This is a genomic window from Acinetobacter equi, assembly GCF_001307195.1.
Taxonomy (GTDB): Bacteria; Pseudomonadota; Gammaproteobacteria; order Pseudomonadales; family Moraxellaceae; genus Acinetobacter; species Acinetobacter equi.
In genome coordinates this window covers 2,339,952-2,362,159 of record NZ_CP012808.1, presented here as the reverse complement: position 1 = coordinate 2,362,159, position 22,208 = coordinate 2,339,952, and the positions used below count along the sequence as shown (strand labels likewise).

At 32.6% G+C, this 22,208-nt stretch carries 23 protein-coding genes and 1 pseudogene; 12 read left to right on the top strand and 12 right to left on the bottom strand.

Going from position 1 to position 22,208, the window contains the following annotated elements:
* The first annotated feature begins 72 nt into the window (after positions 1 to 72).
* The 7 genes from benC (at position 73) to pcaD (ending at position 6,684) form a co-directional block, all read left to right on the top strand.
* A complete protein-coding gene (gene benC / locus AOY20_RS11290; protein WP_054581953.1) occupies positions 73 to 1,089 on the top strand; it encodes a benzoate 1,2-dioxygenase electron transfer component BenC in 1,017 nt (338 codons plus the stop codon).
* Between the two features lie 12 nt (positions 1,090 to 1,101).
* Entirely contained in the window at positions 1,102 to 1,887 is a 786-nt protein-coding gene (gene benD / locus AOY20_RS11285) for a benzoate diol dehydrogenase BenD (RefSeq protein ID WP_054581952.1), read from the top strand.
* A 52-nt stretch (positions 1,888 to 1,939) separates the two neighbouring features.
* Complete coding sequence (gene benE, locus AOY20_RS11280; RefSeq protein WP_054581951.1) at positions 1,940 to 3,139, top strand: benzoate/H(+) symporter BenE; 1,200 nt, start codon at positions 1,940 to 1,942, stop codon at positions 3,137 to 3,139.
* A gap of 46 nt (positions 3,140 to 3,185) precedes the next feature.
* The gene (locus tag AOY20_RS11275; RefSeq protein ID WP_054581950.1) at positions 3,186 to 3,857 is read left to right on the top strand and encodes a 3-oxoacid CoA-transferase subunit A; all 672 of its coding nucleotides are present in this window, start codon (positions 3,186 to 3,188) and stop codon (positions 3,855 to 3,857) included.
* 17 nt (positions 3,858 to 3,874) lie between these two features.
* Entirely contained in the window at positions 3,875 to 4,525 is a 651-nt protein-coding gene (locus AOY20_RS11270; RefSeq protein ID WP_054581227.1) for a 3-oxoacid CoA-transferase subunit B, read from the top strand.
* A 122-nt stretch (positions 4,526 to 4,647) separates the two neighbouring features.
* Complete coding sequence (gene pcaF / locus AOY20_RS11265) at positions 4,648 to 5,853, top strand: 3-oxoadipyl-CoA thiolase (RefSeq protein WP_054581228.1); 1,206 nt, start codon at positions 4,648 to 4,650, stop codon at positions 5,851 to 5,853.
* Between the two features lie 54 nt (positions 5,854 to 5,907).
* Positions 5,908 to 6,684, top strand: coding sequence for a 3-oxoadipate enol-lactonase (gene pcaD / locus AOY20_RS11260; protein ID WP_054581949.1), 777 nt, complete (start codon positions 5,908 to 5,910; stop codon positions 6,682 to 6,684).
* A 61-nt stretch (positions 6,685 to 6,745) separates the two neighbouring features.
* On the opposite strand, the gene AOY20_RS11255 is transcribed toward pcaD, so the two are convergent.
* From AOY20_RS11255 to AOY20_RS11250, 3 genes and pseudogenes are all read right to left on the bottom strand, one after another.
* A complete protein-coding gene (locus AOY20_RS11255; RefSeq protein WP_081403394.1) occupies positions 6,746 to 7,324 on the bottom strand; it encodes an Ail/Lom family outer membrane beta-barrel protein in 579 nt (192 codons plus the stop codon).
* Between the two features lie 317 nt (positions 7,325 to 7,641).
* Positions 7,642 to 7,854 (bottom strand): annotated as a pseudogene (locus tag AOY20_RS15170) (helix-turn-helix domain-containing protein); the annotation flags it as partial.
* Positions 7,855 to 8,025: 171 nt separating this feature from the next.
* Positions 8,026 to 8,505: an Lrp/AsnC family transcriptional regulator gene (locus AOY20_RS11250; RefSeq protein WP_054581948.1), complete on the bottom strand. Its 480-nt coding sequence runs from the start codon at positions 8,503 to 8,505 to the stop codon at positions 8,026 to 8,028.
* 129 nt (positions 8,506 to 8,634) lie between these two features.
* On the opposite strand from AOY20_RS11250, the gene AOY20_RS11245 reads away from it, so the two are divergent.
* On the top strand, positions 8,635 to 9,282 hold the full coding sequence (locus AOY20_RS11245; RefSeq protein WP_054581947.1) for a LysE family translocator: 648 nt from the start codon (positions 8,635 to 8,637) through the stop codon (positions 9,280 to 9,282).
* A gap of 47 nt (positions 9,283 to 9,329) precedes the next feature.
* Here AOY20_RS11245 and AOY20_RS11240 read toward each other — a convergent pair whose 3' ends face one another.
* The 8 genes from AOY20_RS11240 to AOY20_RS11205 all read right to left on the bottom strand — a co-directional run bounded on the left by AOY20_RS11240 (position 9,330) and on the right by AOY20_RS11205 (position 17,448).
* On the bottom strand, positions 9,330 to 10,220 hold the full coding sequence (locus AOY20_RS11240) for a DMT family transporter (RefSeq protein ID WP_054581946.1): 891 nt from the start codon (positions 10,218 to 10,220) through the stop codon (positions 9,330 to 9,332).
* 145 nt (positions 10,221 to 10,365) lie between these two features.
* A complete protein-coding gene (locus AOY20_RS11235) occupies positions 10,366 to 11,412 on the bottom strand; it encodes a fatty acid desaturase (RefSeq protein WP_054581945.1) in 1,047 nt (348 codons plus the stop codon).
* A 187-nt stretch (positions 11,413 to 11,599) separates the two neighbouring features.
* A complete protein-coding gene (locus tag AOY20_RS11230) occupies positions 11,600 to 11,947 on the bottom strand; it encodes a hypothetical protein (RefSeq protein WP_054581944.1) in 348 nt (115 codons plus the stop codon).
* Between the two features lie 99 nt (positions 11,948 to 12,046).
* On the bottom strand, positions 12,047 to 12,373 hold the full coding sequence (locus AOY20_RS11225) for a pyrimidine/purine nucleoside phosphorylase (RefSeq protein WP_054581943.1): 327 nt from the start codon (positions 12,371 to 12,373) through the stop codon (positions 12,047 to 12,049).
* A 164-nt stretch (positions 12,374 to 12,537) separates the two neighbouring features.
* The gene (locus AOY20_RS11220) at positions 12,538 to 13,524 is read right to left on the bottom strand and encodes a hypothetical protein (RefSeq protein ID WP_054581942.1); all 987 of its coding nucleotides are present in this window, start codon (positions 13,522 to 13,524) and stop codon (positions 12,538 to 12,540) included.
* Between the two features lie 198 nt (positions 13,525 to 13,722).
* Positions 13,723 to 14,421: a histidine phosphatase family protein gene (locus tag AOY20_RS11215; RefSeq protein WP_054581941.1), complete on the bottom strand. Its 699-nt coding sequence runs from the start codon at positions 14,419 to 14,421 to the stop codon at positions 13,723 to 13,725.
* 10 nt (positions 14,422 to 14,431) lie between these two features.
* Entirely contained in the window at positions 14,432 to 15,556 is a 1,125-nt protein-coding gene (locus AOY20_RS11210; protein WP_054581940.1) for a phosphotransferase family protein, read from the bottom strand.
* Between the two features lie 726 nt (positions 15,557 to 16,282).
* Positions 16,283 to 17,448 (bottom strand): IS3 family transposase gene (locus AOY20_RS11205; RefSeq protein ID WP_144424762.1). Its coding sequence is split into 2 segments (ribosomal slippage): positions 16,283 to 17,181 and positions 17,181 to 17,448, totalling 1,167 coding nucleotides; the frame shifts between segments, so codons are not numbered across the junction.
* 62 nt (positions 17,449 to 17,510) lie between these two features.
* Here AOY20_RS11205 and AOY20_RS11195 point away from each other — a divergent pair.
* The 3 genes from AOY20_RS11195 (at position 17,511) to AOY20_RS11185 (ending at position 20,341) form a co-directional block, all read left to right on the top strand.
* Entirely contained in the window at positions 17,511 to 18,398 is an 888-nt protein-coding gene (locus AOY20_RS11195) for an aliphatic sulfonate ABC transporter substrate-binding protein (RefSeq protein WP_081403393.1), read from the top strand.
* A 115-nt stretch (positions 18,399 to 18,513) separates the two neighbouring features.
* Positions 18,514 to 18,819, top strand: coding sequence for a hypothetical protein (locus tag AOY20_RS11190; RefSeq protein WP_054581938.1), 306 nt, complete (start codon positions 18,514 to 18,516; stop codon positions 18,817 to 18,819).
* 148 nt (positions 18,820 to 18,967) lie between these two features.
* Positions 18,968 to 20,341, top strand: coding sequence for an ABC1 kinase family protein (locus AOY20_RS11185; RefSeq protein WP_054581937.1), 1,374 nt, complete (start codon positions 18,968 to 18,970; stop codon positions 20,339 to 20,341).
* 61 nt (positions 20,342 to 20,402) lie between these two features.
* On the opposite strand, the gene AOY20_RS11180 is transcribed toward AOY20_RS11185, so the two are convergent.
* A complete protein-coding gene (locus AOY20_RS11180) occupies positions 20,403 to 21,293 on the bottom strand; it encodes a DUF4349 domain-containing protein (protein WP_054581936.1) in 891 nt (296 codons plus the stop codon).
* Between the two features lie 251 nt (positions 21,294 to 21,544).
* On the opposite strand from AOY20_RS11180, the gene AOY20_RS11175 reads away from it, so the two are divergent.
* Complete coding sequence (locus AOY20_RS11175; protein ID WP_054581935.1) at positions 21,545 to 22,198, top strand: potassium channel family protein; 654 nt, start codon at positions 21,545 to 21,547, stop codon at positions 22,196 to 22,198.
* The last annotated feature ends 10 nt before the right edge of the window (positions 22,199 to 22,208 follow it).

Here is a 22,208-nt window from a genome sequence, read left to right as displayed (position 1 = left end):
ATACTCAAAGCCCTTTTCGATTTTTTTGAAATCGAAAAGGCAAAGATAAAAGATTTTAAAAGGATTTAGGCTATGTCGAGTCACAATATTGCGCTTCAATTTGAAGATGGTGTTACACGTTTTATTCATGTGAATCAGGGTGAAACCTTATCTGATGCTGCATATCGCCAAAAAATCAATATTCCACTAGATTGCCGTGATGGTGCTTGTGGTACATGCCGTGCATTTTGTGAATCTGGTAGTTTTGATATGCCTGAAGAAACATATATTGAAGATGCATTAACACCAGAAGAAGCTGAACAAGGCTATATTTTAGCATGCCAATGTAAGCCGACTTCAGATGCAGTATTTCAAATCCAAGCTTCATCTGATGTATGTAAAACAGAAATTCATCAATTTCAAGGTTCATTATCTCGTGTAGAAAACTTATCTGACTCTACTATTACTTTTGAAATTCAATTAGATGATGATCAGCCTGAAATTCATTTCTTAGCAGGTCAATATGTCAATGTCGCTTTGCCAAATAGCAATGAAACACGTTCATATTCTTTTAGCTCTAAACCAGGAAATCGCTTAACAGGTTTTGTTGTGCGTAATGTACCTAATGGAAAAATGAGTGAATTTTTAAGTGTTCAAGCCAATGCTGGCGACAAAATGACATTTACAGGTCCATTTGGTAGTTTTTATTTACGTAATGTTGTACGCCCAGTATTAATGCTTGCAGGTGGTACAGGTATTGCTCCATTCCTTTCTATGCTTCAAGTTTTGGAAGAAAAAGGTTCTGAACACCCTGTTCATCTCGTTTTTGGTGTAACCAATGATTTTGATTTAGTTGCAATTGAAAAACTTGAAGAATTAAAAAATAAACTAGATTGGTTTGATTATAGAACTGTTGTTGCTCACCCAGATTCAACACATGAACGTAAAGGTTATGTGACCGCTCATATTGAAAATGAATGGCTTAATAACGGTAATGTCGATATTTATCTATGTGGTCCTGTACCCATGGTTGATGCCGTACGTTCATGGCTAGATCAAGAAGGAATTAAACCTGCTAATTTCTTATTTGAAAAATTCTCTGCGAATTAAGTGGAGAAAATCATGACAAATCCACAAAGATTTTTAAATAAAGTTGTTATTGTGACAGGTGCAGCACAAGGAATTGGCAAAGGCGTTGCATTACAAATTGCTAAAGAAGGTGCTCAAGTTGTCCTTGCTGATATTTCAGATTATGTACAAGAAACATGTGCAGAAATTAAAGAGCATCAAGGTAATGCAATTGTTGTTAAAGCAAATTTAGAAACATTTACTGGTGCAGAATCTGTAGTTACAGCAACAATTAAACATTATGGAAAAGTTGACGTTTTAATTAATAACGTGGGCGGTGCAATTTGGATGAAACCCTTCCAAGAGTTTTCAGAAACAGAAATTCTTAAGGAAGTAAATCGCTCTCTATTTCCAACACTTTGGTGCTGTCGTGCAGTTTTACCACAAATGATTCAGCAGCAAAAAGGAACGATTGTAAACGTATCTTCAATTGCAACACGTGGTATTAACCGCATTCCTTATTCTGCTTCAAAAGGCGGTGTAAATGCTTTAACAGCATCTTTGGCTTTTGAACATGCGCAAGATGGAATACGTGTAAATGCTGTTGCAACAGGCGGAACTGAAGCCCCACCAAGAATGATTCCTCGTAATGCCAATCCATTATCTGAACATGAAGAAACATGGATGCAAGAAGTTGTCGATCAAACAATTGATCGTACATTCCTTGGACGTTACGGCACTATTCAAGAACAAGTGAATGCCATTTTATTCCTTGCTTCAGATGAATCTTCTTATATGACGGGTACGGTAATTCCAGTTGGTGGTGGTGATCAAGGTTAACTTGATCATCTAAAAATAAACAGGATCATTGCAATTGCATGGAGGCTCACCAATGGCACACCTGTTCAAAACCCTAAAAGATGATTGGTCAATATCTGCAACTGTTGCAGGTTTTTTAGCCGTACTTATTTCCTATTCTGGACCTTTAATTATCTTTTTCCAAGCTGCTCAAAAAGCACAAGTTTCAACGGAAATGATGATTTCTTGGATTTGGGGAATTTCACTTGGTGCTGCTGCCGCAGGTATTTATTTATCTATCAAATATAAAACACCTGTAATTACAGCTTGGTCTGCACCAGGAACGGCTTTATTGGTCACATTATTTCCTGACATTTCTTTAAATGAAGCTGTTGCAGCCTATATTACATCTGCAATTGTTATCTTTTTAATTGGAATTACAGGTTATTTTGACAAATTACTGCAATGGATTCCTCAAGATATTGCCGCAGGTATGATGGCAGGCATTCTATTCCAATTCGGTTTAGGTCTTTTTGTAGCAACGGACAGTATGCCAATGATTGTTTTTGGCATGTTATTGGTTTTTTTATTAGCAAAAAGATACAGCCCCCGTTATGCCATGGTATGTGTATTACTTTCAGGCGTATTACTCAGTCTTATTCTAGGAAAAATAAATCCTGTTGAGTTTAATTTTCATTTTGCAGTGCCGACATTTATCGCACCTGATTGGACATGGAATTCAACTCTAAATTTAGCCATTCCCTTAATTTTAGTCAGCCTAACAGGACAGTTTTTACCGGGCATGGCAATTATGAAATTAAGTGGCTATAACACCCCAGCTAAACCAATTATTGCAACAACGAGCATTGCGTCACTTTGTGTCGCATGTGTTGGTGGAATCACCATTGTACTTGCTTCAATTACTGCGGCTTTATGCATGGGAAAAGATGCCCATGAGCTTAAAGAAAAGCGTTATATCGCAGGTATTGCAAATGGCATTTTCTATATTTTAGGTGGTTTGTTTGCAGGCAGTATTGTCATGCTATTTAGTTTGCTTCCTAAAGAGTTAGTCGCTGCTTTAGCTGGTTTAGCCTTATTAGGTGCGATTGCAACCAATATTTCCGTTGCAATGAAAAATGAAGCTCATCGTGAATCTGCACTTATTACTTTCTTAGCCACTGCTTCAGGCATGCATTTTTTAGGACTAAGTTCTGTTTTCTGGGGAATTTGTATTGGAATTATTGCACACATCATCTTAAGCAAAAAAGCAGATCCAAGTGCAAAAACAACCTAGTTATCTACCCTATTTTTATATTCAACAGCATCTCGTAGGTTAAATTATGATTAATAAAAGTTCATCTTCAATGATGGAAGTCCTCTCAAAAATTAAAGATGGTTCAACCATTATGATTGGTGGTTTTGGTACGGCAGGCCAGCCTGCTGAACTCATTGATGGTTTAATTGAACTTGGTGTAAAAGATCTTATCATCGTCAATAACAATGCTGGAAATGGTGATTATGGGCTTGCTACACTGCTAAAAACAGGTGCTGTCCGTAAAATTATTTGTTCATTTCCTCGTCAATCTGATTCTTATATTTTTGATGAACTTTATCGTGATGGAAAAATTGAATTAGAACTTGTTCCTCAAGGGAATTTAGCTTGTCGCATTCAAGCCGCAGGTATGGGACTTGGACCTATTTATACTCCAACAGGTTTTGGAACTTTACTCGCAGAAGGCAAACCAACGCTTCATTACGAAGGCAAAGACTTTGTCTTAGAAAACCCAATTAAAGCTGACTTTGCACTTATTAAAGCTTATCAGGGAGATCGTTGGGGGAATCTTATCTACCGAAAATCTGCACGTAATTTTGGTCCAATTATGGCAATGGCAGCAGATGTCACAATTGCCCAAGTGAGTGAAGTTGTCGAATTAGGTGCACTTGATCCTGAACATATCATTACTCCTGGGATTTTTGTTCAACATGTTGTTCAAGTACAACCAGCACAATAAGGAATCGGAGAAATAAAATGAGCTATAGCAAATTAAGCCGTGACCAAATTGCCCAACGTGTTGCACAAGATATTCCAGATGGTGCTTATGTTAATTTAGGCATTGGTTTACCAACTAAAATTTCGAGTTATTTACCATCAGACAAAGATGTATTTTTACATTCTGAAAATGGCTTATTGGCATTTGGTCCACCACCTGCCGAAGAAGATCGTGATCCTGAACTGATTAATGCAGGAAAAGAATTTGTCACCATGCTCACAGGTGGTTCATTTTTCCATCATGGAGACTCATTTGCCATGATGCGAGGCGGTCATTTAGATATCGCTGTTTTAGGTGCTTTTCAAATTGCAGAAAATGGTGACTTAGCGAATTGGCATACGGGTGCACCTGATGCTATTCCTGCTGTAGGCGGTGCAATGGATTTAGCTGTTGGTGCTAAAAAAGTCTTTATCACCACAGATCATGTCACTAAAAAAGGTGAACCTAAAATTGTCAAAGAACTAAGCTATCCTGCTACAGGGTTGAAATGTGTAGATCGAATCTATACCGATTTATGCGTTATTGATGTGACCCCTGAAGGGTTGAAATTAATTGAAAAAGTTGAAGGTTTATCATTTGAAGAGTTGCAGTCGATGACAGGTGCAACACTGATTAATGCGATCACTTAAAGCAGAAAATCTCTCCTTTATTAAAGGAGGGATTTAGGGAGGATTAATGTTAAAAATTAACTTCCTTTAAATCCCTCCAAGCCTCCCTAAAAAAGGAAGGAATTTATGAACAAGGATTTAAAATGAAAAATGCCTATATTATTGATGCTATTCGCACCCCATTTGGTCGTTATGCAGGTGGATTAGCCTCTATTCGTACCGATGACTTAGGTGCATTGCCTATTAAAGCATTAATGGAACGTCATCCTAATATCGATTGGAAAAAAGTTGATGATGTAATCTATGGCTGTGCTAATCAAGCAGGTGAAGACAATCGCAACGTAGGAAGAATGTCTGCTCTACTTGCAGGTTTGCCATACCAAGTTCCTGCAACAACTGTAAATCGCTTATGTGGCTCATCTTTAGATGCAATTGCAATGGCAGCACGTACGATTAAAGCAGATGAAGCTGATTTAATGATTGTTGGTGGTGTAGAAAGCATGTCTCGTGCACCATTTGTAATGGGAAAATCAGAAACAGTGTATGGCCGCAATCAAAAGCTTGAAGATACCACAATGGGATGGCGCTTTATCAATCCAGAGCTTAAGGCTCTATATGGTGTTGAAACAATGCCACAAACAGCAGAAAACGTTGCTGAACAATTTAATATTTCTCGTGCAGATCAAGATTTATTTGCTTTTAATAGTCAGCAAAAAACAGCTACAGCTCAAAGTAATGGTTTTTTTAGTAAAGAAATTATTCCTGTCATCATTCCACAGCGTAAAGGTGAACCGATTGTTATCAATACGGATGAACATCCACGTGCATCAACCACACTTGAAGGTTTAAATAAATTAAAACCTGTTGTAAAAGCCGAAGGGTCTGTAACAGCTGGTAATGCATCAGGAATTAATGACGGTGCAGCCGCACTATTAATAGCATCAGATAAAGCCATTTCACAATATGGCTTAAAACCACGTGCAAAAATTATAGGTGCTACAGTTGTTGGTGTTGAACCTCGTATTATGGGATTTGGCCCAGCCCCTGCTATTAAAAAACTACTTACACAAACAAGTTTAACCTTAGAACAAATAGATGTCATTGAGCTAAATGAAGCATTTGCAGCACAAGCTTTAGCGGTAACACGTGATTTAGGTTTGGCTGATGATGATGTCCGCATAAATCCAAATGGTGGAGCAATTGCATTAGGTCATCCACTAGGTGCATCGGGAGCACGATTGGTAACAACTGCACTGAATCAACTTGAAAAAAGTGGTGGGAAATATGCGTTATGTTCAATGTGTATTGGTGTAGGCCAAGGCATTGCTTTGATTATTGAACGAGTTTAATACTTTATTTATTTCAATATTTCCCCTCCCTTTTGGGAGGCTTGGAGGGATTCAATGCCAAAATTTACATCACTTGATGCACAAATTAATTACCAAACTTTTGGTGATGCAGCAAAGCCTGCTATCGTCTTTTCAAATTCTTTAGGTACAAATTTCAGTATGTGGAAGTCACAAATTGAATTTTTTCAAAAAGATTTTTTTGTGATTTGTTATGACACGCGTGGACATGGTCAATCTTCTACACCTCAAGGTCCTTATAGCATTGAACAATTAGGGGCTGATGTTATTCATTTACTTGACCATTTACATATTCAAAAAGCTGCATTTTGTGGGATTTCAATGGGTGGCTTAACAGGTCAATGGCTTGCGATTCATCATTCAAGTAGATTTACCCACATAGTTGTTTGTAATACAGCAGCGAAAATTGGACGAGAACAAGCATGGATAGATCGTGCAAATTTAGTGAAAAATCAGGGTTTACAATCAATTGCAGATACAGCGGCAACACGATGGTTTACCGAAAGTTTTATTCAAATGCATACAGCAATTGTGAAATCTTTAAGTAATGACTTAGCAGCTGGCAGTGCCGAAGGTTATGCAAATTGCTGTCTAGCTTTAGCTAAAGCTGATCTTCGAGAAGATCTTTTTAAAATTAATCTTCCTATTCTTGTTATAGCTGGGATACAAGACCCCGTAACAACGGTTGAAGATGGAAAATTTATTCAATCTAAAATTCAAAATGCACAACTTTTTGAAATTAATGCTTCGCATATTTCAAATATCGAACAAGCCGATATTTTTAATGAAGCTGTTCAAAAATTTATTCATTAATTTTTTGAATATAAAAAAGCCCAATTCTTTATTGGGCTTTTTTCAGCAAAATACAGTTTAATTAAAAACGATATCCAACACCAAGATTAAAACCATTCATCGAAAATTTTTCCGAATCTAATTTCACCTTAGTTCCTTCATATCCAGCATTTAAAGAAATATTAGCTGTTGGATTTACAATCATACCTAAACCATACGCAAAATCTGTTGAACTTTCACTAATAGATCCGCGACGAGCTGTATTTTGAGCATCATTATTTATCCACAAATAATCACCTGTTGCTTTAATGTGATTTAAACCAATCAAGCCATATACACTAACCATTTCATTAAAATGATAAGCTGGACCAGCTAAAAGAGAATAATTTTTTAATTTTGCATTACGCTCATAATAATCACCTGCATAATCTGTAAATTTTTCATCTACATTATTTTGCATATATGATATTGATGTAATTACACTTACAGGCTCATTCCATTCATAACGATATTGGGCATTTACACCACGAATAGTACCTAAATCTTGAACTTTAGATTGAGCATAACCTAAAGAAATGGTTTGTTCTTGGGCAAAAATATTTGCTGAAAAACCTAAAGTAGATGCAAGTACTAAAAGGCAACTAATTTTTTTATTTAACATGTGTTTCTTCTTACTGAGTGAATAAATTTTTTTAAATCATAACAAAATAAATAAATGAATAATATTTAAAATTTTCTTAAATTATATTGTTATATTTTATAAAAAATAACATATAAAATATGATTTACACTCAATATAAAACATTTTTTTACAATCACTTAAAGTAAAAATAAGCAATAATATAAATTATATTCAATTTCCAAGTTTAGAAATGATTGAACAATAAATTATTATATATTTACATAAATACTCATGTGAATTATTCACATAATTACTGTTTTAATAACTATACAAAACATTTCTTTTTATGACTAAATTCAGCATGAAATAAAACTTAGATTACATTTGAAGAACGACACCATGTTGTTGCCATAATACCTGACTCGGACTTGACAGCCGATTTTTGCTCGATTACGTTTGATTTCTCTAGAAATGATTAACGGTGTACGATTCAGTCTCCAAGCGATATAACGTTTAGAAAAATCTTCACGTAACAATGTATAAATCTGATATCTTTTTTCTTGGATAAGATGAGTATAACTTTAGTCAGTCGGAAGTTTATCTTGCCTCCTTCCAATAAACTAATCTTTGTTGCACTTCATTTGAGAACCTAAGTTTTTAAAAAGCCCAATTTATTATTGGGCTTTTTTAGCAAAATATAGCTTTATTCTTCTAAACTTAGATCTGAAATAAAAAAATAATTATAAGTTTTTTATTGGAAAGCCCATAAATGGCTTTATTTCTTTTAGTACAAACATACTTTGCATTTCTTTTATACCAGGTAATCTTCTAATAATAGACATTGAAAATTCGGCATAAGTATCAAGATCTGGCGAAACAATTTGTAGTAAAAAATCGGCATCTCCTCCTATGCTATAACACGCGATAACATAATCTAATGCAGTAACTTCTTCTTCAAACTTTTTTGCTTCTTTTTCACTATGACTATCTATAGATACTCGAACAAATACCATTACACCTAAATTAATCTTTTTCCGATCAATCCTTACACCATAGCCTTGAATTATATTTGTATCTTCAAGCTGTTTAACTCTTCGCCAACAAGGAGATGTTGACAAGCTTAATTGTTCAGATAATTCAGCTGTTGTAATACGCGAATCTTTTTGTAGTAACTCTAAAATTTTTACATCTGTTTTATCTATTCTTTTATTTATAGGCATAAATATTCTAAAAAATAATTTAAAAAGAAATTTTATACCCTTTTCTATGCATTATGTAGAAAAAATAGACCAAATTCACCTTCATATTTATAAAAAAATATATCTAACATTTATTTTAAATTATTTAATATGGAAAATTTAGCACAATTCACTACATATATTTTAACTTTAATTTTAGCAGCAATTCTTCCCGGTCCAGGAATGACAGGACTCATGTTTAAAACACTTACACAAGGTTATAAACATGGTCTGATGATGCTAATAGGTCTAATTACAGGTGATCTTCTTTTTTTAACCTTATCTATTTTTTTAATTTCATCATTAACAGATGTTATACCTCACTTTTCATTTTACTTGATCATATTATCAAGTTTCTATTTATTATATTTGGCATATCAATTTTGGATTTTTAAAGAAGATTTACTACAAATAAAAAATAACAGTACCATCAGTGAAAATATTTTTTCTTATAAAGATGGGTTACTTATCACACTAAGCAATCCCAAAACAATTTCATTTTATTTAGCTATTGTTCCTGCAATATTTGGAACATCTGATGTCAAACAAATGACTATTTCATTAATTATCATCACAATATTTACTTTATTTATAATTGGTAGTTTATATATCTTTTTATCTGTAAGCCTTAAAAAATTACTGAAGAATTTAAAGATTCAAAGTATTTTGTTAAAAAGCTTATCTTTAATCATGTTTATTTTAGCTTTAAGTATGATTTATAGAGAATTTACTTTCATGACTAAATTCAGCATGACATAGAGGACAATAAAAAAGATGGTATTTCTACCATCTTTTATCTTTTTAATTTAAGCCCAAATTACAATGATTGCAGCAATTACTATCCAAAATAATCCCCAATGATCCGTTCTTACCAATTTTTCTTTAAAGAAAAAGGCTGAAATGAATAAACTAAAAATCATTTCAATTTGTCCTAATGTCGTGACAATTGCTGCTGTTTGCATACTCATTGCTGTAAACCATCCCAAAGATGCAAGACAACTGGTGAAACTAATTGCTAAAACTAGCCCTTTACGCTCACACATTTTGACGATTGTATTTCGCTTAAAGCTCATTAAATACAATAATAACAATATACTTTGCAGTCCAATTACACAAACTAAGACCCATGCAGCACGATAGATTGTTGGTAAATTATCAAGCTGTAATGTTGCTTCACGAACAAATAACAAAGTAATGGCAAAGAATAATCCGCTTAGAATTCCAATAATAAATGTATTCCACGAAAATTTACTATTTTGAATTCCACCTTTACTGAGTAGATAGATTGCAAATGCTCCAAGCATCACACCACACCAAGCAATTGGGCTTAAATATTCTCCAAAAAATGTGACACCTAAAATTGCAGCTAAAATCGCTTCACTTTTTGCTAAACCAACACCAATCGCATAATTTTTTTGATGAAATAAACGAATCATAAGCATAGTTGCAAAAATTTGGGCACATGCTGCAAGTACAATATAGATCCAATATGTTGATGTAAAAAAAACAATTTCTGAGATTGGTTTTGCTGTATATAGCCACCACAAATAAATAAGAGCTAATGGAAATGCAAAAATAAACCGTGATAAAGTGACACCAAAAGAATCTACAGTACTACTCAATTGTTTTTGAAATGCATTACGCCATGCTTGAGTAAACGCAGCCATGAGTGTAAATAAGACCCAAGAAAACATCATGTGAAGTTCGAGTTATAAATTCTCGATTCTACGCTCAATTTTAAAGAAATACTAAATTGAATATTATTTTTTAAATAAATTTTTTATATGCTAAAAATCAAGATCACATAAAAAAAGCCTGCAAATTTGCAGGCTTTTTTATTTTTTAATTCCACCGATTCACACGTTTAAATGTTCCAACATCATTAAATCTTACACCAACTTCTTTCATGACCTTATGTGCAGTTTTTGCTGTCATTTGACGTACATAGAAAGGTTCTTTTACCACAAAATGATGAATTGCATGTGTTGAACCAAAGTTACAACAAAACAATTGGAATGGTGTTAACCACCATGGTGTAAGTACTTGAGTTTGCTTAATAACATCACGTGAATCAATATCGCCATAGTAATGCATATTTGAGCTAATAAACTGTAAGCTAAATGAGCGAATAAAGTTAGGAATAATCCAAACTACTGCTAAAAAATTAATGGTAGGAATAGCTTTCACTAGACCAGCAGACCAATTAATGGTTTGACCTAAAATTGGTGCAATACCATTCGCTACATGATAAATCACAAAGATATACCATAAACCGTAATATATAACGCTTAATGGAATAAAACCAAATAATTGAGATAAAACGACTTTAGTACGATCTTTTTCAGGCTGTTTTTCAATAAATAAACGAATCATTTTGTACATTTGAAATGGACGTAAATAGATCGTCATTAATTGATCGCTGATCACTAGAACCCGACGAATACCCCAAGGCATACCATTACTAATACCACGCTCTTCTAAATCTGATTCAGATCCAGAAAATTTGTGATGATGTAAATGCATACGACGACGTGCCCATGGATTTACAGTATTAGGACGAGCAAGCCAAACTAAAGCCAACATTAAATGGTGTGCCCAAGGCTTTTTCTTAAAATACATATAATGAATTAAATCATGTTCTAATTCATGCGTAATTGATGCAAAAAAAGCAACTAAAATGATACATGCCCAAGCTGGGATATAATCATACGCATATCCAAATGCAGATAAAAACATACCAGAAAGCGCAAGTGTTAAAATACTTGCACCAATAAAGTTCTGATGCTTTAGAATAGGATAACGTTCACGTAGATCGTCTCCTGCTTTCATCACTACAGATCGAACCTTCGAAACTTTCTGCTGATCTGTCATTTCTGAAGAAATGGACATGCTACAAACCTTGAATTTATGAACATTTGTACATTAAAGGATTTTAAATAAAAAGGAATGGTTATTACGTAATATTTAGATTGATTGATCACATTTTGTTCTAATTTTATGAATCAAATTCAGCAGTTTTTAAAGCCTATAAAGCTAAACATCTTAAAATGACATTTAGCTTTTGTTCATAATGTATCTACTTTTTCATATCAGGTTTAAAAGTAACATTACATTTGCCTGGAATACTTTGCCCATTATATTTTACAGAAACAGAAGCTCCCTTAGCTTTACCTTTACATGCATTTTGTATTGTGGAATGACGTTGAGCACCACGTTCTAATTTTTCTGGATTATTTGCTATAAATCTAAGTTGGCAACTTCCAGTCATCACTCGATCATTATTTTTCACTGAAATTTTTGTATTTTCAGTTTTTCCTTTACATATCTGTGAAAAATCAGGACGACCGCTTTTATCAGATGGTGCTGCATGTACTGTTGTGAATGCTAAAAAAACTGTTGTTAAAAATAAAATTGCTTTATTCATATATCCCCACAATTATGATATTGATTATCGTTTTCATATGATAATTTTAAATTATGAAGAAAATAGTAAGAATACTAAAAATAAGTATGTAAAACCGAGTTATTCTTTCATGAGATGACAAATATAATCCAATATTCCATCAGTTTTAATTTTAAAGTAGCTATTTGCAGGAACTTCTAAGCAATCGCCTATTCCTAAAACTTTCCCTTGCTCATCATCGCCAATCCAAATTTCACATCTACCTGATATAATTTCAATTAATTCTACAACATGTGTTTTAAACTTAAGTGGATAATCTGTTGCTAAGATCACCCCTATTGTTTTTTTACTTCCATCTGTAAACTCAATGACACGACTAATTGATTTCCCTTCAAAGTAAACAAGAGATTTTTTTGCTATAGAAATTTCATCAAATTGTTTTGTCATTTTTATTCCATCAAAATTTTAGAATTTCAAATCATATTAGAATATGATTAAAATATACACATATTCATTATTTTTACAATACTATACTTATAATATGACTTTATTGTGTATTCGTATTAATTTAGACAGGCATTCTCAAATATACTTGAATTCCTGCTCTTACATTACCTGTTTATCATTAGATGTTTTAGGATATTTCTTGAAATTTTATTAAGAGTATCATCTTCATCAATAAAATCAGAGATCGACCCTATAGGACACTCATAATCTAATTCATCTAACCATTCACTTCCAAGGTCCATATATAATATAGCCTTGCGCTCTACAGTTTCTATGTTTTCAAAATGAGTTTTTACCTTATTAAAAATGTAGTCTTTGACATATTGATTACTGCCCATGTCTGAATCGAATAAATCAGAGCCTGATAAAATATTTTTTAAGCCTGATTTCTGACTGTTTTCACAATAAATTTCATCTAATATATTTTTAACTAATTTTTTTTCAGCAGTCTTAGCAATATGCTCAGCAAATTTTTCTGTTTCACTCTTCAGTATCTCTATTGTTGTTAGACTACAATAATTATCCTTTAATTCAAGAAAGTCATTATGTATTTTTTGAGAAAATTGAATAAGATCACTCATAATTGTAGTATTTTTAAATAAATTTAGCTGATCTATCACCCAATAAGGAATATTTGCTTCAAATGTTTCAACAAAATACTTAATACTATCAATATCACTTACATTAATCTGAAATTGCTGTTTGTCATCAAATGCATCAAATATATCGTAAGGATACATTTCATTCTGCCAGTTTAATGGATAAGATTCTTGAATAAATATTTCAGAAAATAGATTCAAATGTTTATTTTTATCATCAAATTTCTCATATATCTCTATATCATCCATTATATTTAAATTAAAACTTTTTATTAATATTTCATTATCAGCATGTAAATAAAAAACTTTAACATTTTGCATTTTATTTATTTTAAATGAAATGATATCTTCATTTAATAAATCATGAAATTTCGATTTCAACAGAGGAAATATTTCAACATACTCTAAATCAGTAACCGTAGATTTAATGAAATCCTCATAAGAAATGACCTGATCATGGGTAACGGGAGCGATCATTGGAAGTGGTTGCATTAGAATTCCTAATTATGTTCCAAATTTAATTTATTTTGTGGACTTGTTTATTGATCATTTATGATATGCCAATCCATTAATAATAGAATAGCTGACTAAACAACCTCTAAATATAGAGTAAAATTTTCTTTATATTCATGTTCTTTTATTATCATTTTATTCATTACAACATCCTTGTTCTCATAAATTATTAATGATCTAGATCCATGTCAGCAATTCAGGATCTTCTACCTTTAAATAATGATGTTCATTTAAGCTTAAGATTTGTGGTTCATCATGAATAAGTCTACATGTCGTTAAACTTGCATTTGCAATTGCCCATGTAAGTGAGAATGTTTTTGGAATGTCTAATTCCAATACTTTTCCAGCTAAAACAGAAATTACACCACCAGATGTATAAACAACAGCATAACGAGGTTTTATTTTTGTCAACTCATCGCACAGATTTTGTAACGCATTTTCTACACGTAATTTAAATTGAGGCCACGATTCATCATATTCATCTGAATATTCATTTGATGTCCATCGTTCAATGGCATGAGCAAACGTATCACTTAAATATTGATAAGGATCATCTTGTTGAGACACTAATTTTTTTAAAACCTGTGGCTGAGCGAAGAGTTCATCATATTTTGCGAATACTTGCTGATGATTAAACTCATTCCATGCGCTATTTGTATGAATTTTAGCATGAGGAAAACATTCATTTAATGAAATGGTCGCTGTTTGTTGATGACGATGCATTGAGCCAGCAACAATATATGGCTCTTCTTTTAAAATTTTATGTAAATATTCTCCAAGTATTTTTGCTTGTATTTCACCTTTAGGAGAGAGTTTGTCATAACTTTCAGCACCAAAAGATGCTTGTCCGTGTCTAATAAAATAAATTGTTGTCATCATTTCTCTCTTAACTTTTATGCATTAATTCTTTAAATTTCACGATATATTTTTGCGCTATTTCATTTGCTTCAAACTTATTTACACCAATAAGTTTTAATGCACGTATATGTAAAGCATGAACAATAATCCAAAAATCTTTAAAAGCTGGATTATTTGTTTGTTTATGGTAGAAGCGATAATAAATCTGTTGTGCAATGACAGCGAGTCTAAAAATTCCAAAAACTTCATAAAATGTCCAATTTTCAGTTGTCATTCCTGTTTTTTCTAAATAGTAATTTACAACCTCTTCTCGTGTAAGCATACCTTTTAGATGTGTAGGTTGACGACGTGTGGCTTTAAATATAGGGCTGTCATTTTCTTCAACCCAATATGCTAAAGCTGTACCTAAATCCATTAATGGATCACCCAAAGTTGCCATTTCCCAATCAAGTACACCAATAATATTAGTTGGATGACTTGGATCTAAAATTAAATTATCAAATCTCCAATCGTTATGAATTAAACTAATCTTAGAATCAACAGGCGTATTTTCTTTTAACCATTTACGTACGTATTTAAATGATGGAACATTAATTGTTTTTGCTTTTTCATATCGATGATCCCAACTATCGACCTGTCTATAACAATAGCCATCACCTTTGCCAAATTCTTCCAACTCAGTTCTATGAAATGGAACAGTGTGTAATTCAATTAACTTATCAACCATATTAATACATAATTTATTGACTTGTATTTCATTAAAATTAAGTTCTTTAGGTAAGTCTGCACGTGGAATAATTCCCTCTATACGCTTCATAACATAAAAATGACACCCAAGAACGGATTCATCTTCACATAAAGCAACCATTTCAGGTACGGTTGGATAAAACTCTTTTAGTGCTTTTTGAATATGATATTCACGAGACATATCATATGCTAATTTTGTTTTTGTTCCAGCAGGAGGACGTCTTAGAATTAAATCTATATTTTGATATTTTAAACGATATGTCCAATTTGATACTCCACCAGAATATTGTGTAACTTCAACAGGCCCTACTAATTCAATATCTTGTTCAATCAACCAATTTTCTATTGCATTTACATACAATTCTTCACCCTCTCGAACTGCATGACCAATATCAATAATGGACATAATTATTTCCTAAATCACTATTTTTATAAAGAATCATAATATGTTTATAACATGATGCCAATTTCATCGCTATGTTATAACTTTTATTTCTTTATTTTTATATGGTTATAGTTTATTCATCATACTTATATGAGCATTATTTTGACTAGATATGAGTATTATATGTATATTTTTGATGAAAAATGAAGGTTGTGAAGTATTTTATATGAATAAATGTATTTAAATTTGATGTTGATTTTTTTACTAATTTTTTAATTTTACTTAGGCTATTTCTGTATTTATAAAAAAGATATTGATCTGCTGAACTACTAATTTTTATCGCTAAAAAATATATATTTTTCTTCATTTATTAAAAATCATGAAAACAAAAACTTAACTATATATATGATATTAATGAATAATATTATATATATTTAATCATTCTAAAGTTTAAAGTCTCTACTTATGATCATTTTTAAAGTGTAAGGAATATCAAATTTTAATGATATTTATTATTTAAATTTATAGATATTTTTAGAACAGTATTCCTTCTTACTTTTATAAGATAAAAACAGATAAATGAGAATGAACAGATGAGTTATAAACGTTATTTAAAAGTATTTAGCAGTATATTTTTGAGTTCAGTCATGATTACTGGTTGTAATAATAGTACAGGTCGTACAGTCACTCAGAAAGAAGATAATCTGATGTGTGCTGAAATAACAGGACACTTCTACTTGGGAAATTCTAGGCAGCCATCCTGTAAAAGTCTTCTGCCATTTGATTTGGTGTCTTAAAGTCCAATCCTTTCTGAATTCTCTGCTGATTATAAAATAGCTCTATGTATTTTGTAATATCTGCTTTAGCTTCTTCCCTTGTTTTATAATTGCGATGATGAACCAATTCATTTTTTAATATTCTCCAGAAGCTCTCAATAGGAGCATTATCGAAGCAATCACCGCGTTTACTCATTGATCCCTGAAATCCATATTTTTCAAGTATCTTTCGATATTCATGACTACAGTATTGGCTGCCCCTGTCAGAGTGAATAATCAAGTCTTGAGAGGGTTTATGATTTCGAATCGCCATGCTCAGTGCATTGCAAACGAGCTGTGACGTCATCCGTTCACTCAAGCTATACCCAACTACTTGTTTGCTGCAAAGATCTTTTAAAGCCGCTAAATACAGCCATCCTTCAGCTGTCCACACGTATGTAATGTCACTTACCCATGCAATGTTTGGAGCAGTCACTGTAAAATTTTGCTCTAACAAATTATTGTAAACCGTACGTTGATGGTCGCTATGAGTTGTTTTTTTGAAACGCCTATGCCGCTTACAATACAGCTGATTAAGTTTTTTAATACAACGAACTGCATACTCGCTAATTTCTATTCCTTGTGCCTGTAAGTACTTGGTTAAACGAATATAACCATAGCTTTCATTGGTTTCTTGGTGAGCAATTTTAACCAATATTGTTTGATGATTTCTCTGAATAACCCGCTTACTTAAGCCATATTTTAACCATTCATAAAATCCAGAAACTGAAACGTGGAGTAACCGAGCCATCATAGTGACTGAGTATGCATGTTTTTGCTGTTTCATATGTGCGTACTTTACTGACTTTCTTTGGCAAAGTACGCTGCTGCTTTTTTTAGAAATTCTCTTTCCATTTCAGCGGTTTTAAGTTGCTGCTTCAGTTTTTTATTTTCCTCGAGAAGAGCAACGAGATCAGGTGAATATTGTTGTGTGCCTACTAATTTTCCAGCTTTTGCTTTGTTGTACCAATTTGAAAGGGTTTGCATTGAAATGCCAAGCAGTCGTGCTGTTTCTGAAACATTGCCATTGTTTGAATCAATAGCTTTGATTGCTTCAGCTTTGAATTCTGCTGTATAAATCTTTTGTTTTTTGCTCATGGTAAACTCCTGATGAGTATGTGTAGTTTACCAAGTTAAAGTCTCCGTTTTTTTCAGCACACATCAATCATCCTACAGAAAAAATTGTCATTGGTTTTCAAAAAGGTAATCTTAATCTTATTACATTAAAATCTGAGGATAATTTGTTAAAAGAATACTTTCCAAATACAAAAATAGAATGGAAAGAATTTCCTGCAGGTCCTCAAATGTTAGAAGCATTATCAGCAGGCTCTGTTGACATTGGAAGTGTAGGAAATACTCCTCCAATATTTGCACAATCTGGAGATAAAGAGTTACGTTACGTTGCATATGAACAAAGTCATCCTAAAACACAAGCTATTATTACAGCAAATAATAATGATCAAATTCAGAATTTAAGTGATTTAAAAGGCAAACGTATCGCCTTACAAAGAGGCTCTAGTGCACATGATTTATTAGATAAAATTCTTCAAAATGCCAATTTAAAATGGACAGACATCATCCCTATTTGGTTACCTCCAGCAGATGCACGTGCAGCATTTGATAAAAAAACGATTGATGCATGGGTAACATGGGAACCTTATTTATCTGTTGCTTTAGATACAGGTCATGCAAAAGTTCTTACAGATTCTACACCTTTTGGCAATTCTTATAGTTTTATTATTGCAAACCCTACTTTTGTTCAAAAAAATCCTCTTGCAATCAATCAATTTATTCAAGCTATAAATGATGCTGCATATTGGATTGTCAAGAACCCTGAAAAAGCCTTAACAAATTACGCAAATACAATTGGATTAGATAAAAAAATTACAAAACAAGTGATTAATAAACGTTTTCAACCTTCACTTATTCACCCTATTAATGAGGAAGTTTTAAAATCTCAACAAAAAATTGCAGATCGATTTGCACAGGAAAAATTGATTCCTAAAAAAATTGATATTAATAACGTTTCATTTCAAGTGATACCTTAATATATTTAAAGGTTCATTTTTGTAATAAATTTAAAATGAACCTTTCATTTTCTCATTTGCAATCTTTTAATTTATCCTCATATTATATAGCTCCTTTGATTTTGTAATTTTAGTGATGAGCTATAAACACAATAATTTGATGGCAATTCGCCAAAACTATTGGGATGATACCCTTTCAAAGCATGTCATTCTTGAGAAGATATTTTTTAAAAATCTTTTAGTTGAACAAGAGGTATTTCAAAATGCTTCTTTAGAAGATGCCAAATATCTATTCTTTAACTTACCTAGCATTATTATTGTCAAAGGCTACTCTGCGGGATTTCAATCAACTCCTGTTAAAGCAATGATTGTCGAATTTATTGAAAATAATAAATCATCATTGAAAAGTAAATCGATTTCAAAAGTGCAATATCGTATGTAATTTTTTGATTTACTTAGGCTATTTGATCAAAATTAGTTAAAGTCAACTTTTATTTCAGCAACTTAAACTTTTTTAATACGCTCAGACCCTGTAATATCCATTACAATTAATGTTTTCAGCACACTGCTTTTTTAAGGACGTTGTCTTCATGTCAGATCAGCACGATAAGCTCAAACAACTCAAAACATCCGCTATGGATCGACGTTTATCAATTGCTAAAGCGTCTTTCCTCGCAGGTACACGTTGGGCAGCCTCTAGTGCAACTTCCCTATTTTCTAGTGAAGATGAAAAAGAAAAAATTCGTAAAAAGGCAATGAAGGATCAAGCAGATTATCTTGTTGCTGAAATTGGTAAACTTAAAGGGTCAATTGTTAAAATTGGACAAATGATGGCGCTATATGGCGAACATTTTTTACCAGAAGAAATTACTCAAGCATTAAACACACTGAATAATCAAACGGTAGCTCTTGAGTGGCCTGCTATTTATGAGCAATTACAATCCCAATTAGGTTCAAAATTGGATGATTTAACTATTGATCAAGAACCTTTAGGAACAGCTTCTCTTGCTCAAGTTCATAGAGCTACACGTAAATCAGATGGATTAGAGCTTGTTTTAAAAGTTCAATATCCTGGTGTTGCAGATGCTATAGATTCCGATATGAATCTATTTAAAAATATGCTGAAACTTACACGAATGGTGCCTCAAACTCGGGAATTTGATCAATGGTTCGATGAAGTTCGTGAAATGATGCACCGAGAAGTAAATTATCATATTGAGGCAAATACAACCCGACGCTTCAAAGAGCGCTTAGCAAATGATTCTCGCTATATTGTTCCAACAATTATCGATCATTATTCTACGAATCAAGTTTTATGCATGACATTTGAGCGTGGTGTACCAATTAATAGCCCTGTTATGCTCTCTTTACCTCAAGAGCGTCGAAATAAACTCGGTGAAGCATCTTTAGAAATTGCTGTTCGGGAAATTTTCGAATGGGGTGAAATGCAGACAGATCCAAACTTTGGGAACTACTTAGTTCGTTTAGGGAATGGTGCAGAGATAGAAGATCAAATTATTCTTCTAGATTTCGGTGCAATTCGTCAATTTGATCAACAATTATTACTGGTTGCTCGTCATCTTATTGAAGCGGGATATGCACATGATATTGATATGATGGTGAAAGCGATGACGGGTTATGAGTTTTTTGACTCTATTCCTGAAAGTATTAAACCAGATATGGCTAAAGTCTTTTTATTGGCGACAGAAGCATTTAGTTGTAAGGAAAATAATCTAGATCTACCTGAAGGTGTTATGGATGAGTATAATCGTTATGACTGGAAAAAAAGCCAATTACATAGTCGAGTTATGCAAAGAGCTTCAAAATCAATGGCTTCACGTTATTTCACAATTCCACCAAAGGAATTTATGTTTATTAGCCGTAAATTCATTGGTGCATATACATTTATGACTGTAATTGAGGCTAAAACCAATGTTCGCGCTATGATTCAGCCTTATATTTAAATTTTGAACCACATAGCATAAACATGAATATTTAAGCTATGTGGTTTTTATTTGATAAGGCTTAATTTAGTTTCTTAAATAATTTATTTAAAAATTTAAATGCGAAATATGCAATAAACATCGCAATATAAAGTGGCCAAATGGTTAATAGAATGACCAATAGATCAAGTATAAATTGCCATCCCGATTGAATACCGCTCCAAGCTCTCGTAAAGAATTGATCACCATTTAAACGTGCTACAGCATCCACATCTACATCAATACGTTCACGAATCATTGCAGGCTGTGAGATATAAATATTAATCGTACTAAATCTTACACGGTCTTGCACTTCCATTTGAGTTAAACGTGCAATTTCAGATAATTGTAGATTTTTAGTATTGCTTGGAATAGTCTGTGACTGTGAAATTTTTTCTTCTAATAGCTGTAATTCATAACGTTTTGCTTTGTATTGTTGTTGATTTAAAAATGTCATGAGTGGTAATAACTGATTCACAAATACAGCTGCTTTTTCACTTGGAATGCGAACTGTAATCATCGCAACTGGATTCACTTTTTCAAAGATTTTAATTTTACCATCAGCAATGCTTTGAGATTTAACATCTAAAACATGGAAATCAATATTTTTCTTTTCGACAAATCCACCAGCCTCGAATGTCATTTTATCAATCGCTAAAGCTGTCTTTACAACATCATTTGCTATAAATTGAACAGAAGCCTCACGTACCATACGGCGAGCTTTTTCTTCCAAACTAACATCAGTACTTAAAATATAATCTGGCTTCGTTGGTTCATTGGAGCTTTGTTGTACAGTTGGTTCTTCTGCTACAATTTGAGATGTATCAACCGATGGTTCATTATAATCTAGTTCATTTGCTACTTCTTTTTTTGAACAAGATATTAATAAAAAACTACTCAAACAGAGCACTAAAACTTTAGATTTAATTTTCATGAGATTGGGGATCTATTTCATACTTTTAAATTAAGAAAAACTGTAAATTAAGTCACATTAAAATATTTAAAATGCCTAATATTTATCATTAAGCATATAATAAAGAAGTCGTACTTTTTATTCAAATCAATTTATGGTGTAACCGTCTATAAAATAAATAAGATTGTTTTTAATATTCATTTAATATTCAATATGAATATACGATAATAACCAACAACAAAATTCTTCCATCATTCTTTAAAGGATATTGAATGGCACAGTTCGCAGTAATTGGCTTAGGAAGCTTTGGTGCAACCATTGCAACAGAATTAGTAAATCTTCGCCATGATGTCATTGGTATTGATTCAGAGAAAAAAAATGTAGAGAACATATCTGAGCTCATTACTCATGCTGCAATTGCAGATGCAACAGATGAACATGTTCTTGATGAGTTAAATATCCAAAATTGTGATGCTGTTGTTGTGGCAATAGGTGAAGATATTGAAGCTAGTATTCTTTGCGTATTACATTTAAAAAATTTAGGCATACAAAAAATTTGGGCAAAAGCAAAGTCTAAAGCTCATCATATGATTTTGACTCATCTAGGTGTAGATAAAATCATACATCCTGAAGAAGATATGGGAGTCCGAATTGCACAGTCTCTAAGTTATCCCATGGTTAGCCGTTATATGTCTTTAGACGATAACCACTACATCGTAAAAGTTGAAATAAAAGAAAATTTACAAGGCATTCGCTTACATACAGTCATGGATCATGTCCCTGAAGTAAAAACAATTTTACACAAAAGAGAACATGATCTTGTATTTAATCCCGATCCAAACTTAGCTTTACTCCAAGGAGATATTCTTGTGGTAGAAGGCTTATTGGAAAATCTTCGCAGATTATCTAAATATTTTTTACCGTAAGGTAATATAA